Below are 15,251 nucleotides of genomic sequence, written 5' to 3'. Positions count from 1 at the left end.
CCCACCTGGCCTGTTCCGGATCGGCATCGCGGCAAAGTCCTTGTTTTGCAGCAGGGTTCCTCCTGTCCATTGACAGCCCTTTCGAATGAGACCTATAAACATCCCATGTCTTGAGTCGGCGGAGCGTGTCACCGCATTCGCTCGGGACGCTGAACGGCCTGATCGGCCCGCGCATCACGCGCGGCACGGCCCAGGAGCGACCCGGGCCGCCCCGCGCCCTTCCCCCCGCTCGTCCCGGCGAGCCGTTTCCCCCTGCCCGCACAGGAGTTGTCGCCATGTCATCGGCCCTGCCCGTCTCCCCGGAACCCGCCCGCATCACCGCCCTCGACGTCCTGGACGTGCGCTTCCCGACCTCCGAGCACCTCGACGGCTCGGATGCGATGAACCCCGAGCCGGACTACTCGGCCGCCTACGTCGTCCTGCGCACCGACGCCCCCGACGGACTGGAGGGCCACGCCCTGGCCTTCACCACCGGGCGCGGCAACGACGTGCAGGCCGCCGCCGTCGCGGCCCTCACCCCCCACGTGGTCGGCCGGTCCGTCGACGAGGTCTGCGCCGACCTCGGGGGCTTCTCCCGCTCCCTCGTCCACGACCCCCAGTTGCGCTGGCTGGGCCCGGAGAAGGGCGCCATCCACATGGCCGTCGGCGCGGTCGTCAACGCCGCCTGGGACCTCGCGGCCAAACGCGTCGACAAGCCCGTCTGGCGGTTCCTGGGCGAGATGTCGCCGGAGGAACTGGTCGCGCAGATCGACTTCCGCTGGCTCAGCGACGCGCTCACCCCCGACGAGGCCCTGGAGATCCTGCGCCGCGCCGAGCCCGGCCGCGCACAGCGCACCGCCCGACTGCTGAAGCACGGCTACCCCGCCTACACCACCACACCGGGCTGGCTCGGCTACTCCGACGAGAAGCTGGCCCGTCTCGCCCGCGAGGCCGTCGCCGACGGCTTCACCCAGATCAAGCTCAAGGTCGGCGCCGACCTGGAGGACGACGTACGGCGCCTGCGCACCGCCCGGGAGACGGTCGGCGACGACATCCGCATCGCGGTGGACGCCAACCAGCGCTGGGACGTCCAGGATGCGATCGACTGGATGGGCGCCCTCGCCCCCTACCGGCCGTACTGGATCGAGGAGCCCACCTCGCCCGACGACATCCTCGGCCACGCCGCCGTCCGCGCCGCCGTCGCTCCCGTCAAGGTCGCCACCGGCGAGCACATCGCCAACCGGGTCGTCTTCAAGCAGCTGCTCCAGGCCGGAGCGGTGGACATCGTGCAGATCGACGCGGCACGGGTCGGCGGCGTCAACGAGAACATCGCGATCCTGCTGCTCGCCGCCAAGTTCGGCGTCCCGGTCTGCCCGCACGCCGGCGGCGTCGGCCTGTGCGAGATGGTGCAGCACCTGTCGATGTTCGACTACGTCGCCGTCTCCGGCACGGTCGAGGACCGGGTCGTCGAGTACGTCGACCACCTGCACGAGCACTTCCTCGACCCGGTCCGCGTCACCGGCGGCCACTACCTCGCCCCGACCCGTCCCGGGCTCGGCGCGCAGATGCACACCGAGTCCCTCAAGGAGTACACCTACCCCGACGGCCCGGTCTGGTCCGCCCGTGTCTGAGCCGCCCGCGTCCGCGCTGCCCCTTTCCGAGCCGCCGTCCCTGGTCGACGCCCACCACCACGTGTGGGACCTGGACCGTCGGCCCCAGCCCTGGCTGGACGAGCCCGGCCACGCGCCGATCCGCCGCACGCACACGCTCGACGACCTGCGACGCGCCGCGACCCGGACGATCGCCGGACGGCGGCTGACCAGCACCGTGCTCGTCCAGTGCGTGACCTCCCTCCCCGAGACCCGGGAACTCCTGGCCCTCGCCGAACAGGACCCGCTGGTCGGCGCCGTCGTCGGCTGGGCCGACCTCGCCTCGCCCGCGATCGGCGACGTGCTCGACGCCCTGCGCGCCGGACCGGGAGGCGGCCACCTGCGCGCCCTGCGGCACGTCGTGCAGGCCGAGACCGACCCCGGCTGGCTGCAACGGCCCACCGTGGAGCGGGGGTTGCGGGCCGTCCGGGACCGGGGTCTCGGCTACGACCTGCTCATCCGCGGCGAGCAGTTCCCCCAGGCGGTCCGGCTCGCCCAGCGCATCCCCGACCTGCCCCTGGTCCTGGACCACGCGGGAAAGCCGCCCGTCGGCCGGGCGCTGGCCGACTGGGAACGGAAGGTGCGCGTGCTCGCCGCCTCCCCCCACGTGCGGTGCAAGCTCTCCGGGCTGATCACGGAGGCGGACCACCGGACCTGGACGATCGACGACATCCGGCCGGTCCGGGACGTCCTGCTGGACGCCTTCGGCCCCGAGCGGCTGATGTTCGGCTCCGACTGGCCGGTCTGTGTCCTCGCCGGCGGCTGGAACCACTGGGCCGCCACCGTCGAGGACCTGCTCGCCGACTGCTCCGAGGACGAGCGGCAGGCCGTGCTCGCCGGTACCGCGGCCTCCTTCTACCGGCTGTCCGTCCCGGCCTACCGGCTGCCCGTCCCGACCTACCGGCTGTCCGACCCGACGGAAGGCCCGCGCCCGTGCTCCTGACCGAACTGCTGCACCCCGGGATCCTCGCGTCCCTCGCCGGCGCCGGCCACGGCGCCCGGGTCCTGCTCGCCGACGGCCACTACCCCGCCGGCACCGCCACCGGCGAGCGCGCCAGGACCGTCCACCTCAACCTGGCCCCGGGCCTGCTCGACGTCACCACCGTGCTGGACGTCCTGCTGCGCGCGGTGCCCGTCGAATCGGCCCACGTGATGGTGCCGCCCGCGGGCGAACCGGAGCCGCCGGCCGTCGCCGGGTACCGCTCCGCGCTGGCGCCCCGACCGGTCACGGCACTCCACCGCGCCGCCTTCTACGAGGCCGCCCGCTCACCGGACCTGGCCCTCGTCGTCGTCACCGCCGACACCCGCACCTACGCCAACCTGCTGCTCACCATCGGCGTCCGCACCGAAGGGATCCTGGAAACACGATGACACTCGCCGTCCGCTACCTGGCCGCACGCACCCTCGACACGGCCCCCGCCGAGACCCCCGAACCCGGCCCCGGCGAGGTGCAGCTGGCCCCCGCCTACGTCGGCATCTGCGGCACCGACCTGCACATCTTCCACGGCGACATGGACGCCCGGGTGGCCGCGCCCGCCGTCCTCGGGCACGAGATGTCCGGCCTGGTCGTCCGCGTCGGCCCGGACGTGGAGGGCTGGCGGCCCGGTGACGCGGTCACCGTGATGCCGCTGCGCTGGGACGGCACCTGCCCGGCCTGCCGCGCCGGGAACCGGCACATCTGCCAGCACCTCGACTTCCTCGGCATCGACTCCCCGGGCGCGTTGCAGCAGCGCTGGACCGTGCCCGCCGCCGCCCTGGTCCGGCTCCCGGACTCCCTGCCCCTGGACCGCGCCGCGCTCGTCGAACCGACCGCGGTGGCCGTGCACGACGTCGCACGGGCCGGCGTCCGGCCGGGCGAGAAGGCCGTCGTGGTCGGCGGCGGCCCCGTCGGCGTCCTCATCGCCCTGGTCGCGCGGGCCACGGGCGCCGAGGTCCGGGTCATCGAGCCGAGCACCCACCGCCGCCTGCTCGCCGAGGAGTTGGGCCTGACCGCCTGGAACCCCGCCGACGACGACGTGCCGGAACTCGTCCGGCGGTGGACCGCGGACGCGGGCGCGGACGTCGCCTTCGAGGTGTCCGGCGCGGCGGGCGGCGTCGACACGGCGGTCGACGTGCTGGGCGCGCGCGGCCGCCTGTGCCTGGTGGCCATCCACCCCCGGCCCCGCGAGGTGAACCTGCACCGCTTCTTCTGGCGCGAACTCACGCTGGTGGGAGCGAGGTTGTACGACCGCTCCGACTTCGAGCAGGCGGTACTGCTCGTCGCCGACGGCACGGTCCCGGCCGAGCGGCTGATCAGCAAGGTCGTGCCGCTGACCGAGGCACCCGCCGCGTTCGAGGCCCTGGAGGGCGGCGGCGACATGATGAAGATCCTGGTGGACTGCACCGTGAACAGCACCGCGGACGGTACCGACAACACCGAGGGAGCCGCCGCATGACACCCTTCGACCTCACCGGCAGGCTCGCCGTCGTCACCGGAGCCCGCCGCGGCATCGGCCGGGCCGTGGCCCGAGCGCTCGCCGAAGCCGGGGCGGACGTCATCGGCGTCAGCGCCTCGCTGGAGAAGTCCGGCAGCGCGGTGGAACAGGACGTGACCGCCGCCGGCCGCACCTTCGAGGCGATCCGCGCCGACTTCGCCGACCCCGAAGCCGTCCGCGCCCTGGGCGCGGACCTCGCCGGCCGCGAACGGCCGGTGGACATCCTGGTCAACAACGCGGGCACGATCCGCCGCGCCCCCGCCGCCGAGCACACCGACGCCGACTGGGACCTCGTGCTCCAGGTCAACCTGAGCGCGCAGTTCGCGCTGACCCGGGCCGTGGGTGCGAGCATGGTGGCACGCGGCCGGGGGAGCATCGTCTTCACGGCGTCGCTGCTCAGCTTCCAGGGCGGCATCACCGTCCCCGGCTACACCGCCGCCAAGCACGGCATCGCCGGCCTGACCAAGGCACTGGCCAACGAGTGGGCCCCGCACGGCGTCAACGTCAACGCCATCGCGCCCGGCTACATCGCCACCGACAACACCCGGGCGCTCCAGGACGACCCGGCACGCAGCAGGGCCATCCTGGACCGCATCCCCGCCGGCCGCTGGGGCAGCGCCGACGACCTCGCCGGGGCCGCCGTGTTCCTGGCCTCGGACGCCGCCGCCTACGTGCACGGCACCGTCCTGCCCGTCGACGGCGGCTGGCTCGGCCGATGAGCCGCACCGGACCGGGACCCGCACCGGCCGGGCCCCGCGAGAGGAGTACGGAATGAACGGCCCCGAGGTCCTCGCCCTCGGCGAGGTGATGCTGCGCCTCGACCCGGGCGAGGGCCGGATCCGCACCGCCCGCTCGTTCCAGGTCTGGGAGGGCGGCGGCGAGTACAACGTCGTCCGCGGCCTGCGCCGCTGCTTCGGCCTCCGCACGGCCGTCGTCACCGCGCTCGTGGACAACCCGGTGGGCCGCCTCGTCGAGGACCTGATCCTCCAGGGCGGCGTCGACACCTCGATGATCCGCTGGACACCCGACGACGGCGTGGGCCGCACCGCACGCAACGGCCTGAACTTCGTCGAGCGCGGATACGGCCTCCGCGGCGCGCTCGGCGTCGGCGACCGCGCGCACACGGCCGTCTCGCAGCTGCGGAAGGGCGACGTGGACTGGGACGCCGTCCTCCCGGCCGGGGTGCGCTGGTTCCACACCGGCGGCATCTTCGCCGGCCTGTCGGACCACCGCGGATGTCGCCGAGGAGGCGATGGCCGCGGCCCGCCGGCACGGCGTCACGGTCTCCTACGACCCCAACTACCGCGCCAGTCTCTGGGCCGGCCGGGGCGGCGCCGCCCGGGCTCGCGAGGTGGACCTGCGGCTCGCCCGGCACGCCGACGTCGTGGTCGGCGCCCTGGGCCTGGCCGGTGCGCACCCCGGGCAGACCCGCGTCGGGGCCGACGAGGCCGCCGACGCCCTCGCGGAGGTCGCCCGCCTGCTGCCCGGGGCGCGGGTGCTGGCGACGACCCTGCGCGAGGTGCCCTCGGCCGGGGTGAACGACTGGTCCTCGGCCGCCTGGTCGGCGGAGACCGGCTTCGTCGCCGGGCGCCGCATGCCCGGACTGCACGTCCTCGACCGGATTGGCTCCGGCGACGGCTTCGCCGCCGGCCTGATCCACGGACTGCTCCGCGGCACCGGCCTGGAACGCGCGCTGGCCTACGGCACCGCCCACGGCGCCCTCACCATGACCACGCCCGGAGACGTCTCCATGGCCACCCTCGCCGAGGTCGAGGCACTCGTCGCGGGCGGATCGGCCCACGTCAGCCGCTGACCGCCACCCCCTCACCCCTCCTCCAGCACTCCAGTACTCCAGGAGCACGACGTGCAGCAACGGACTATCGAGAACACCTCCGTCACCCTCACCGGGCTGGGCTTCGGAGCCTCCGTCATCGGCAACCTCTACCGCGCCACCCCGGCCGAGGTCGCGAGAGCCGCCGTCGACACCGCCTGGGACGCCGGCGTCCGGTACTTCGACACCGCGCCGCACTACGGCCTCGGCCTCTCCGAGCGCCGCCTCGGCGCCGCCCTGCGGGACCGGCCCCGGCACGAGTACGTCGTCTCCTCCAAGGTGGGCCGCCTCCTCGTCCCCAACGAGGCGCCCCGCGGCAGCGACCCCGAGGGCTTCGTCGTACCGGACGACCTGCGCCGGGTGTGGGACTTCAGCCGCGACGGAGTGCTCCGCTCCGTCGAGGACACCCTGGAGCGCACCGGACTGGACCGGCTGGACGTCGTCTACCTGCACGACCCGGACGAGCACTGGCGGCAGGCGGCCGAGGAGGCCATGCCCGCGCTCGCGGAACTGCGCGACCAGGGCGTGATCGGCGCGATCGGCGCGGGCATGAACCAGTCGGCCATGCTCGCCCGCTTCCTGCGCGAGACCGCCGCCGACGTCGTGATGCTCGCCGGACGCTACAGCCTGCTCGACCAGTCCGCGCTGGACGACGTGCTGCCCGCCGCCCGGGACCTCGGCCGCAGCGTCGTCGCGGTGGGGGTGTTCAACTCCGGGCTGCTCTCCCGGGACCGGCCCGCCGAGGGCATGAAGTACGACTACCGGGACGCCCCGCCGGACCTCGTCGCCCGGGCCCGCGCGATCGCGGAGGTCTGCGAGGCACACGGCACCACACTGCCCGCGGCGGCGATCGCCTTCCCACTGACCCACTCCAGTATCATCAACGTCACCCTCGGTATGCGGAACCCGGAACAGGTCGTACGGAACGTGGAACTCCACGGCAGGAACACGCCCGAAGGACTCTGGAGCGACCTCCGGGCCCGGGGACTCATCAGGTCGGACGTGCCCCTGGAGCACGCTCGGGGGAGAGGTGCGCAGTGTTGCTGACGGACAAGGCCATAGAACAGATCCGTGAGCTGATCAGGACCGGCGCCCTGCCTCCCGGTTCGAAGCTCCCCCCGGAGCCCGTGCTCGCCGCCCAACTGGGCCTCTCCCGCAACCTCGCCCGGGAGGCCGTCAAGGCCCTGGCCGTCGCCCGGGTGCTGGAGGTCCGGCGCGGCGACGGCACCTACGTGACCAGCCTCCAGCCGAGCGTCCTCCTGGAGGGCCTCGGTGGCGCGGTCGAACTCCTCCAGAGCGACGCGGCGGCCCTGCGGGACCTGATCGAGGTACGCCGCCTGCTCGAACCGGCCGCCACGGCACTGGCCGCCACCCGGATCTCGGACGAGCAACTGGCCGAGGTGAAGGGACACCTGGACGCCATGCGCGAGGCCCGCGACGACGTCGAGCAGCTCAACGCCCACGACGCCGCCTTCCACCGCGCCGTCGTCTCGGCGACCGGCAACGAAACCCTCCTCACCCTCCTGGAAGGCATCTCCGGCCGCACCCTGCGCGCCCGCGTCTGGCGCGGCCTCACCGACGCCCACGCCGCGGGCCGGACCCTCGCCGAGCACGAGGCGATCTTCAACGCCCTGTCCGCCCGCGACGCCACCCTCGGCCAGGCGGCCGCGCTGCTCCACGTCAGCAGCACCGAACAGTGGCTCCGGGAGCACCTGAGCGCGGAGGAGTCCCTTCCCGGCGCGGGCGCCGCCGGCTAGCCGGCCAGTGCTGTGACCGGGACGGACGGTTCACCGTGCTGGTATGACTGGTGCATGCAGGAAGAGACCGCGCAGTCCGCCATCGATACGTTCATCTCGGCGTTCAACGCCTCGGACGACAGCTATGTGCCGGCGCTGCTCTCGCAGGCGCTGACCTCGGACGTGGTCTTCTGGGGTCCGTTGGGCCGCAGTGAGGGGATCGAGGCGGTCGAGCGGTTCGTGCTGGACCTCCGGCGCCACCCCGCGGGGGCCGGCACGATGACGCGCTGTTCGGCGGTGGACATGCCGGACGAGTGGGCCCGGTACCGGTGGATCTTCACGACCCCGGACGGAGGCCCCCGCCTGGCGGGCACGGACGTCGTCCACCTGCGGCGGAACCTCATCGACCAGGTCATCGTCTTCGCGGGGGAGATCGGGCCGTTGGCCTCCTGAGCCGCTGACCTTCTGAGCCGTTGGCCTCCTGACTGATCGGCCACGCCCGGCAGCCGTGGCCGCCGGGCGTGGTGGCGCAGGCGCTCGCCGGTTCAGCAGGAGCAGCCCCAGTGCGGGGCGGGTGCGGTCGACGGGGTTCCGCCGTCCCGGCCGGTGGGTGCGGGTGGGTGGACGGTGGTGCCGGCCTTGATGGTCTCGATCACCTCGATGTCGCGGATCCGCTCGGGGTCGACCGTCAGCGGGTTCTCGCTGAGGACGACCAGGTCCGCGAGCTTGCCGACCTCGATACTGCCCTTGCGGTCCTGCTCGCCGTACTGGTGGGCGGCGTTGACGGTGATCGCGCGCACCGCCTCCAGCGCGGAGACCCGCTGGTCGGGGCCGAGCAGGTGGCCGCCGCGGGTGCGGCGGGTGACCTGGCTGGACAGCACGGCGATGGAGTTCGGCAGCGCCACCGGGGCATCGTGGTGCGAGGTGTAGCGCAGGCCCCGGTCGAGTGCCCAGCGGGCCGGTGAGATGTCCTGCGCCCGCTCCTCGCCGAGGACGGTCCCGCGGTACCAGTCGCCCCAGTAGTAGGTGTGCATCGAGAAGAAGGACGGCAGGATCCCCAGCCGGGCGAACGCGTCGACCTGGTCCTCGCGGGCGGTCTGCGCGTGGATCGCCACGGTCGGCCGGCGGCCCGGCCCGGCCGCCGCGACCGCGTCCAGGAACTGGTCGATCGCCGCGTCGCCGTTGACGTGCGCCAGGACCTGCCAGCCCCGCTCGACCGCCGTACTGACCTGCTCGGCGACCACCGCGTCGTCCGGCACCGCCGGGTACCCGCGGTAGCCCTCGGGCTGTCCGGGCGGCGGCGTCAGGTACGGCTTGCTCAGCCACGCGGTGCGTCCCTGCGGCGAGCCGTCCAGGACCAGCTTCACGCCGGCCGCGCGGACGCCGTTCACGTACTCGTCGCTCACCCCGATCGGGTCGTCCAGCGCGGACGACATCGCCTCGTCGGCCTTCACGTACGCGACCACGTCGACCGGGAACGGCACGGCGGCGGCGGTGTCCCGCAGGGCCTTGAGGTTGGCGAGGGTGGTGCCGCCCTCCTGGACGGTGGTGAAGCCGAAGCTCGCCGCCGTGACCGCACCCGTCGCGAACAGCATCAGCAGCTCCCGCTCCGGCAGCCCCGCGAGCGCCAGGTCCGAGGCCGGGGTGAAGGCCTTCTCCTCCAGGACGCCGTCGGGCTCGCCGAACGAGGGCGGGACGGCGAGTTCGCGCCGCCGGATCACCCCGCCCTCGGGGTCGGGCGTGGCGGCCGAGTACCCGAGCCGCTTGAGGCCGAGGCGGTTCACCGCGCCGAGGTGGAAGGACTGGTGGATGGCGAGCACCGGGCGGTCCGTGGACACCTCGTCGAGGTCGTCGCGGGTGGGGTGGCGGCCCTCGGCGAGCATCGCGTCGTCGTACCCGAAGCCGATGATCCACTCGGAGTCCGCGCCCACCGGGCCCGCGGCCCAGGAGCGCAGCTTGTCCTTCAGGGAGGCGAGATCGGTGACGTCGCCGTCCGGGTCGGCGAGCAGGTTGGCGATGACGGTCTGCAGGCCGATGCCTCCGAGGTGGCCGTGCGCGTCGATGAACCCGGGCAGCAGGGCGCGGCCCCCGAGGTCCCGCACGACGGTGTGCGGGCCGCGCCAGCGTTCCAGCGCCTCCTGCTCGGGGCCCACGAAGACGACGGTCCCGTCCTTCACGGCCACCGCTTCGACCCGTCGGTCGTCGACGTGCTCCGCGAGCGTGACGATGTCGCCGCCGTGGAGGATGAGGTCGGCCTGTTCGGCCATGCTGGTCTCCCGTTCGGTAGAAGGATGGTGAAACCGGCCCAGAGCCTAGGAGCACTGTGCGCGAAGTCGGCTGCGAACGGCCGGACTTCACCGGAACGGGGCAACGCGGCGGGAAGGATCCCGGCCCCTCGCCGGAGGAGGCGGGAGCGTCCGGATCCGGTCGATGACGGATGCTGCGGCGGTCGGCCCGCACCCGCCTGCTTTCCCGAAGGAAGTAGGCGGCCTTGAAGGTAACCATCCGACATCGCCTACGATCTGCCCACAGCTTCGGGGAACTGACGGTGCGTCAACTGCCTGCGACTGCTCCTGTTCCCGTCGTGATCGCGGCGGCGGGGTGGATCGCGGCGCGGCGTTCCCGTCGGGATCCGTGCCGCCCGCGCCGGTCGACGGTGACCGGTCCGGCCGCCACCCGGAGCGTGCAGGCGGTCCTCCGAACGGGCACCGGGCAGCGCCGCCCGTGGACCCGCCGCATCTCCGGCCCGTTCACCCCGGGCATCCGGCTGAGAGTCAGCGACATCGCCAGTGGAAGGAAGCTTCATGAACCCGAGACTCCCGCGTGCTCGATTCGATCTCCTGAGGACGGTGGTCGCCTGCCTGGCGACCAGCCTCCTCGCCCTCGGCCTCGCCGTCGGTCCGCTGGCGACCACCGACGCCCGCGCCCTGGACCTCAAGGGGCCGCCGTGCCCGGCCGGCGGGACGGGGTCCACCTGCTTCTCGATCGGCTTCGCGGGGGGACAGACCGTCGCCCTGAACCCCTACGCCTACTTCACCCAGCAGTTGACCATGCAGAACAAGGGGGAAGGCACCACCTGGCAACTGCGGCCCGACCGGACCGACGGCACGTTCGGGATCGTCAACAGGGCCTTCGGCAAGTGCCTGGAAGTGCGTGGGAGTTCGGACGAGGCCTGGAACTTCGTGTATGCCGCGGACTGCCAGGTGAAGCCGGAGCAGAAGTGGTACTTCCACCCGAACGGCGGGGGCTTCATGATCCGGGCCGTGAGCTCCGGCAGGTGCCTGGCGCCCTGGGAGGGCGACCTCCGGGCCGGCTACCCGATCGGTGCGACGGCGTGCAGGGCGGTCGCGTCCCAGCGGTGGGCCTTCGGCTGGAACACGGCGCCCTCGCCGAGGGACTTCGCCCTCGCGTACGCGGCCAAGAAGTGCGAGGCGGCGCCGACTTCGTGCTCCTGGGACATGAAGTCGGAGGCGCCCGCCGCGCCGGTCCCCGCCGAATGCGTGTCGGTGCCCTGGTACAACAACACCTCCACGCCGTCGACCCACACCTACTCCGTGCTCAAGACCAGTGGGTGGTCCAACGAACTGGGCTCCAGTTTCGAGAGCGCGTTCGAGAGCGGATCGGCCGCGTCGCTGATCTCCAAGGTCACCGTCAAGCTCACGGTCTCCTTCAAGACCGTCTGGTCCGGCTCCGAGAGCGTGAACAACCAGGTCACCTACAGCGTTCCGCCGGGGCAGTACGGCTGGGTCACGCTCAACAAGATCGCCCGGAAGGTGACCGGGGTCTGGACCTTCTCCGCCGCCGAGCTCCCGTGGACGGCGAACGACACCGTCTCGGTGCCCATCGTCCACGACCCCAGCGGCCAGTCCACGGTCTACGCCCTGAACACGGACCCGAAGCCCCCGGTCTGCAGGTCGTAGCAGAGCGCGGTGGGCGGGAACGAGGTCGGACGGCGGAGAACCCCCCTTCGCCGTCCGGATCCGCCCGCCGTGTTCAGAGCCCGGTCACCGTGACGACAGCGCACCGGTGGCCGGGCGCCGGGCGTCCCGGGGGGGTCGGCGGCCCGACGCGCAGCTGCGACTGCGGCGAAAAGTTTTCCGGTGCTGCTGTCACATCCGGTGCGGTCGGCGGGTCAGTGGAGTGTTCGAGCAAGTGCAGCGGTTCCGCCGCTGCTCCTCCCACACGAAACCGGGGTCCCCGTCATGTCCGTCGCCTACGTCGTCCTCGCCGTTGTCAGTGCCCTGTGGGTCGGGTTCTCCGGGGTCTCGCTGGCCCGCCGGGCGGAGTTCGTCACCCAGCCGCTCGTGGAGTACGGGGTGCCGCGCTCGTGGTGGGGTCCGCTGGCACTCGCGAAGCTCGCCGGTGCGGCCGGCCTGTTGGTGGGTCTCGCGGTCCAGGCCCTCGGCATCGCGGCGGCGATCGGCCTGATCCTCTACTTCCTGGGTGCCGTCGTCACCTGCCTGCGGGCGCGCTCCTACAAGACCGTGCCCTTCCCGCTCCTCTACCTCGCCCCCGTCGCGGTCACCCTCGGCCTGGGCCTGGCCGCCTGACGCGGCGAACGCCCACCGGCCGGCCGCACCCCGGAGCGGCCGGTTCGGAAACGGGACGCCCGGCCGTTCCAGGGGCGCGGCTACGTCGAGGTCGCCGCCGTTGAACAACTGGACGCGGCAGAGCCTCATCGGCTCGGTGTCGCCACCGCCCTGGGCGCCGCTCACGTTCCGTCCGCTTCCGACGCCCGCCGCGGTGGAGCCGGGGCGGGCGGGAGGCGGTCAGGCGGTGGCCTTGCCCGCCGTGACCAGGGCGGCGAGTGCGGTCCGCTGGACGTACGCCAGCAGGCCGACGGTGACGGCGGCCATCACCAGCGCCATCACGGCGTGGCCGAGTGCCGAGACGAGGGCGAAGCCGAGGGCGCCGAGCAGGACGTGGGTGCCGATCCGCAGGCCCACCAGGGCGAAGGCCACCTTGCGGGTGCCCTTGCCGCGCCACAGCAGCTTGGCGAGCTTCAGCCGCTTGCGCAGCAGGGTGAGCGAGACGGTGATGTTGATCGCGGCGAGGAGGATCAGGGCGGGCCACGCGGAGGGGAAGGCCCGCAGCAGGTCGAAGGCACCGGCCAGGCCGCCCTCGAACCCGAAGAACCAGGAGGGCAGCCGCATCTCGCCGACCGAGGGCAGCAGCTCACCGGCCGTGCCGACGGCATCGAGGCCGGCGGTGGGTTCGGATGCGGCCGCGTCGGTACCGGTGCTCGCCATGATGTCCCCCGTGGTGTGTCCCCCGCCGGGCCTGTCCGCCCTCGGTGATGATCATCAGTCTGGCATGCCGGACCAGTCGCGCGAGCGAAGCCGCGGACCGATCCTTGCTCAAGCTATCGACATTCGATAGATTCCCATCGCAACTCGATGGATGGATGGATCATGGGCAAGCTGACAGTGCGCGCGCTGCGCGTGGTGCTCGCGGTGGTGCTGACCGGCACCGTGTTCGTACAGGCGATGATGCTGTGGGCCCTGGTGAGCGGGAACGACCCGGAGGACGGGACGCTCCCGCTGACCGCGCTGCGCCTGGTGACGGTCCTGGGCGTCGGGGCGGCGCAGGTCGCCCTGGTCTGCGTCTGGCGACTGGTGGCGATGGTGCGGCGCGGGACGGTGTTCTCCCACGCCGCCTTCCGCTACGTGGACGGCATCATCGGCGCGATCGTCGCGGCCGCTCTGGTGTGGTTCTCGGTCACGGCACTGAACGCGCCGGGCCAGCGGGACGACCCCGGCGTCACCCTCATCATGGGCGGGATCGGCGTGGCGATCCTGGGTGTCGCGCTCATCGTGCTCGTACTGCGGATGCTGCTCGCCCAGGCCGTCGCCCGCGACGTCGAAGCGACCCGGATGCAGGCCGAGCTGAACGAGGTGATCTGATGCCGATCGCGGTCGACATCGACGTGATGCTGGCCCGGCGGAAGATGTCCGTGGGTGAACTCGCGGACCGGATAGGGATCACCCCCGCCAACCTGGCGGTCCTCAAGAACGGCCGCGCCAAGGCCGTGCGCTTCTCGACCCTCGCCGCCCTCTGCGAGGTGCTCGACTGCCAGCCGGGGGACCTGCTCCGCTGGGAGACCGATGACGCCGAAGCGGCCGAGGCGGTCGACAAGGCCGACGGGGCGGACCGGGCCGAACAGACCCAGGGCGACTGAGTCCCGCCCGGATCCCGATCCTGCCCGCTGCGGGCCGCCGGCTCCGGCCGTCAGAGGCGCAGGACGATCAGCGCGGTGTCGTCGGTGAGCCCGGCGGGCGGGACGAGATCGGCCAGCAGCGCGTCGGCGAGGCGGTCGGGGTCGGCGCGGCGGTGGCGGGCGAGGGAGCGGGCGAGGCGGTCGAGGCCGGTGTCGATGTCCTCGCGCCGGCGCTCGACGAGCCCGTCGGTGTAGAGCACGAGGACGGAACCCTCCGTGAAGCCGGTCCGGGCCTGCGGGCGCGCGACGTGTTCCGGGCGGGCGCCGAGCGGGGGATCGGTGGCCCGGTCGAGCAGGACCACCGTGCCGTCCGGGCCGCACAGCGCGGGCGGCGGGTGGCCCGCGCTGCTGTAGGTGAGGGTGTGGGTGGTCCAGTCGACGAAGACCGACACGACCGTGGCGTTCTCCGCGCCGTCGACGAAACGGGCGTACAGGCCCAGCACCTCCAGGGCCTGGGCGGGGCCGTCGGCGACCCGGGAGGCGGCGGACAGCGCGCTGCGCAGCTGCCCCATGACGCCGGCGGCGCGCAGCCCGTGGCCGACGACGTCGCCGACCGCCACGGCGACGGCGGTGTGGTCCGTGCCGGGCAGGTCGGCGAGGTCGTACCAGTCGCCGCAGACGTTCAGGGCTCCGGTGGCGGGTCGGTACCGCACGGCCGCGCGGTGGTGGCCGAGCGGCCGCGGCGCGGGGAGCATCGCCTCCTGCAGGTGGAGGGCGACCTCGCGTTCGCGGGCGTGGGCGTCGCGCAGGCGATCGTTGACCTCCTGCAGTTCCCGGGCACGCGTGTACAGCTCGGCCTCCAGGACCCGGGCGCTGCCGCCCTCGCGGGAGCCGCGGGCCGTGATGAGGTCCGTGACCTCCTCGACGCGGTGCAACAACAGCGCCACCGTGCCGTCCGGGGCGAGGACGGGGGCGTTCACGGGGCTCCAGTACCGCTCGTGCCACACGCCGGGGCGCTCCGGGTCCTCGACGTCGTAGCGCTGCAGGGCCATGGTGTCGCGCTCGCCGGTGGCCATCACGCGTTCGAGCGAGGCCTGCAGGTTGCGCATGCCGTTCGCCGAGGCGTCGTTCGGGTTGTCCGGGAAGACGTCGAACAGGTAGTGGCCGATGAGCTGCTCGCGGCTGCGTCCGGACACGGACAGGAACGCCTCGTTGACATCCGCGTACACCAGGTCGCGGGTCAGCAGCGCCACCGCGCCCGGCAGGGCATGGAAGACGTCCTGGTAGTCGATGACGGGTCCGTTCACGATCCACCTGCCCGTACGCCGTCGCTTCCGGTGATGGGGTTCTTCCACCATAGGAGCGCGCCGTCCGCACGGCCCACTCCCGGAGCGCCCGGCGCCGGAGCACGGGGGCACGGCATCG

At 73.1% G+C, this 15,251-nt stretch carries 15 protein-coding genes and 1 pseudogene; 13 read left to right on the top strand and 3 right to left on the bottom strand.

Annotation, left to right across the window (positions count from 1 at the left end):
• Positions 1–275 precede the first annotated feature (275 nt).
• From ACW14Y_RS00575 to ACW14Y_RS00535, 9 genes and pseudogenes are all read left to right on the top strand, one after another.
• Positions 276–1,610 carry an enolase C-terminal domain-like protein gene (locus tag ACW14Y_RS00575; RefSeq protein WP_456985465.1) on the top strand — a complete coding sequence of 445 codons (1,335 nt, stop codon included), beginning with the start codon at positions 276–278 and terminating at the stop codon, positions 1,608–1,610.
• Complete coding sequence (locus tag ACW14Y_RS00570) at positions 1,603–2,571, top strand: amidohydrolase family protein (protein ID WP_456985464.1); 969 nt, start codon at positions 1,603–1,605, stop codon at positions 2,569–2,571. Before ACW14Y_RS00575 ends, ACW14Y_RS00570 begins: the two co-directional genes overlap by 8 nt.
• Positions 2,562–2,999, top strand: coding sequence for an RbsD/FucU domain-containing protein (locus tag ACW14Y_RS00565; RefSeq protein ID WP_456985463.1), 438 nt, complete (start codon positions 2,562–2,564; stop codon positions 2,997–2,999). Before ACW14Y_RS00570 ends, ACW14Y_RS00565 begins: the two co-directional genes overlap by 10 nt.
• Positions 2,996–4,063, top strand: coding sequence for a zinc-dependent alcohol dehydrogenase (locus ACW14Y_RS00560; RefSeq protein WP_456985462.1), 1,068 nt, complete (start codon positions 2,996–2,998; stop codon positions 4,061–4,063). Before ACW14Y_RS00565 ends, ACW14Y_RS00560 begins: the two co-directional genes overlap by 4 nt.
• On the top strand, positions 4,060–4,821 hold the full coding sequence (locus tag ACW14Y_RS00555; protein WP_402725048.1) for an SDR family oxidoreductase: 762 nt from the start codon (positions 4,060–4,062) through the stop codon (positions 4,819–4,821). The genes ACW14Y_RS00560 and ACW14Y_RS00555 overlap by 4 nt, the downstream gene beginning before the upstream one ends.
• Before the next feature lie 52 nt (positions 4,822–4,873).
• Positions 4,874–5,915 (top strand): annotated as a pseudogene (locus ACW14Y_RS00550) (PfkB family carbohydrate kinase).
• A gap of 51 nt (positions 5,916–5,966) precedes the next feature.
• Positions 5,967–6,980, top strand: a complete 1,014-nt coding sequence (locus ACW14Y_RS00545; protein WP_456985461.1) for an aldo/keto reductase — start codon at positions 5,967–5,969, stop codon at positions 6,978–6,980.
• On the top strand, positions 6,971–7,690 hold the full coding sequence (locus ACW14Y_RS00540; protein WP_456985460.1) for a FadR/GntR family transcriptional regulator: 720 nt from the start codon (positions 6,971–6,973) through the stop codon (positions 7,688–7,690). The genes ACW14Y_RS00545 and ACW14Y_RS00540 overlap by 10 nt, the downstream gene beginning before the upstream one ends.
• 54 nt (positions 7,691–7,744) lie before the next feature.
• Positions 7,745–8,122, top strand: a complete 378-nt coding sequence (locus tag ACW14Y_RS00535; protein WP_402725051.1) for a nuclear transport factor 2 family protein — start codon at positions 7,745–7,747, stop codon at positions 8,120–8,122.
• 92 nt (positions 8,123–8,214) lie between these two features.
• On the opposite strand, the gene ACW14Y_RS00530 is transcribed toward ACW14Y_RS00535, so the two are convergent.
• Positions 8,215–9,936 carry an amidohydrolase gene (locus ACW14Y_RS00530; RefSeq protein ID WP_402725052.1) on the bottom strand — a complete coding sequence of 574 codons (1,722 nt, stop codon included), beginning with the start codon at positions 9,934–9,936 and terminating at the stop codon, positions 8,215–8,217.
• Positions 9,937–10,473: 537 nt separating this feature from the next.
• Here ACW14Y_RS00530 and ACW14Y_RS00525 point away from each other — a divergent pair.
• On the top strand, positions 10,474–11,589 hold the full coding sequence (locus ACW14Y_RS00525; protein WP_380442902.1) for a ricin-type beta-trefoil lectin domain protein: 1,116 nt from the start codon (positions 10,474–10,476) through the stop codon (positions 11,587–11,589).
• Positions 11,590–11,871: 282 nt separating this feature from the next.
• Positions 11,872–12,219, top strand: a complete 348-nt coding sequence (locus ACW14Y_RS00520; protein WP_456985459.1) for a DoxX family protein — start codon at positions 11,872–11,874, stop codon at positions 12,217–12,219.
• A 219-nt stretch (positions 12,220–12,438) separates the two neighbouring features.
• On the opposite strand, the gene ACW14Y_RS00515 is transcribed toward ACW14Y_RS00520, so the two are convergent.
• Positions 12,439–12,918 (bottom strand): hypothetical protein, encoded by a 480-nt coding sequence (locus tag ACW14Y_RS00515; RefSeq protein ID WP_456985458.1) that lies wholly within the window; start codon positions 12,916–12,918, stop codon positions 12,439–12,441.
• A 162-nt stretch (positions 12,919–13,080) separates the two neighbouring features.
• Here ACW14Y_RS00515 and ACW14Y_RS00510 point away from each other — a divergent pair, with 162 nt between their 5' ends.
• On the top strand, positions 13,081–13,572 hold the full coding sequence (locus ACW14Y_RS00510) for a DUF2975 domain-containing protein (protein ID WP_456985457.1): 492 nt from the start codon (positions 13,081–13,083) through the stop codon (positions 13,570–13,572).
• Positions 13,572–13,847: a helix-turn-helix domain-containing protein gene (locus tag ACW14Y_RS00505; protein WP_456985456.1), complete on the top strand. Its 276-nt coding sequence runs from the start codon at positions 13,572–13,574 to the stop codon at positions 13,845–13,847. Before ACW14Y_RS00510 ends, ACW14Y_RS00505 begins: the two co-directional genes overlap by 1 nt.
• 50 nt (positions 13,848–13,897) lie before the next feature.
• Here the strand turns inward: ACW14Y_RS00505 and ACW14Y_RS00500 are convergent, their stop codons facing one another.
• Complete coding sequence (locus ACW14Y_RS00500; RefSeq protein ID WP_456985455.1) at positions 13,898–15,133, bottom strand: PP2C family protein-serine/threonine phosphatase; 1,236 nt, start codon at positions 15,131–15,133, stop codon at positions 13,898–13,900.
• Positions 15,134–15,251 lie beyond the last annotated feature (118 nt).

This window comes from Kitasatospora sp. cg17-2 (assembly GCF_054031055.1).
This window is presented reverse-complemented; position numbering and strand designations above follow the sequence as displayed.

Excerpts from the sequence above, each read along its gene's own strand:
- ACW14Y_RS00555 (WP_402725048.1), top strand. The coding sequence starts at position 4,060 with ATGACACCCTTCGACCTCACCGGCAGGCTCGCCGTCGTCACCGGAGCC.
- ACW14Y_RS00520 (WP_456985459.1), top strand. The coding sequence starts at position 11,872 with ATGTCCGTCGCCTACGTCGTCCTCGCCGTTGTCAGTGCCCTGTGGGTC.
- ACW14Y_RS00525 (WP_380442902.1), top strand. The coding sequence starts at position 10,474 with ATGAACCCGAGACTCCCGCGTGCTCGATTCGATCTCCTGAGGACGGTG.
- ACW14Y_RS00510 (WP_456985457.1), top strand. The coding sequence starts at position 13,081 with ATGGGCAAGCTGACAGTGCGCGCGCTGCGCGTGGTGCTCGCGGTGGTG.
- ACW14Y_RS00535 (WP_402725051.1), top strand. The coding sequence starts at position 7,745 with ATGCAGGAAGAGACCGCGCAGTCCGCCATCGATACGTTCATCTCGGCG.
- ACW14Y_RS00530 (WP_402725052.1), bottom strand. The coding sequence starts at position 9,936 with ATGGCCGAACAGGCCGACCTCATCCTCCACGGCGGCGACATCGTCACG.
- ACW14Y_RS00560 (WP_456985462.1), top strand. The coding sequence starts at position 2,996 with ATGACACTCGCCGTCCGCTACCTGGCCGCACGCACCCTCGACACGGCC.
- ACW14Y_RS00505 (WP_456985456.1), top strand. The coding sequence starts at position 13,572 with ATGCCGATCGCGGTCGACATCGACGTGATGCTGGCCCGGCGGAAGATG.
- ACW14Y_RS00515 (WP_456985458.1), bottom strand. The coding sequence starts at position 12,918 with ATGGCGAGCACCGGTACCGACGCGGCCGCATCCGAACCCACCGCCGGC.
- ACW14Y_RS00575 (WP_456985465.1), top strand. The coding sequence starts at position 276 with ATGTCATCGGCCCTGCCCGTCTCCCCGGAACCCGCCCGCATCACCGCC.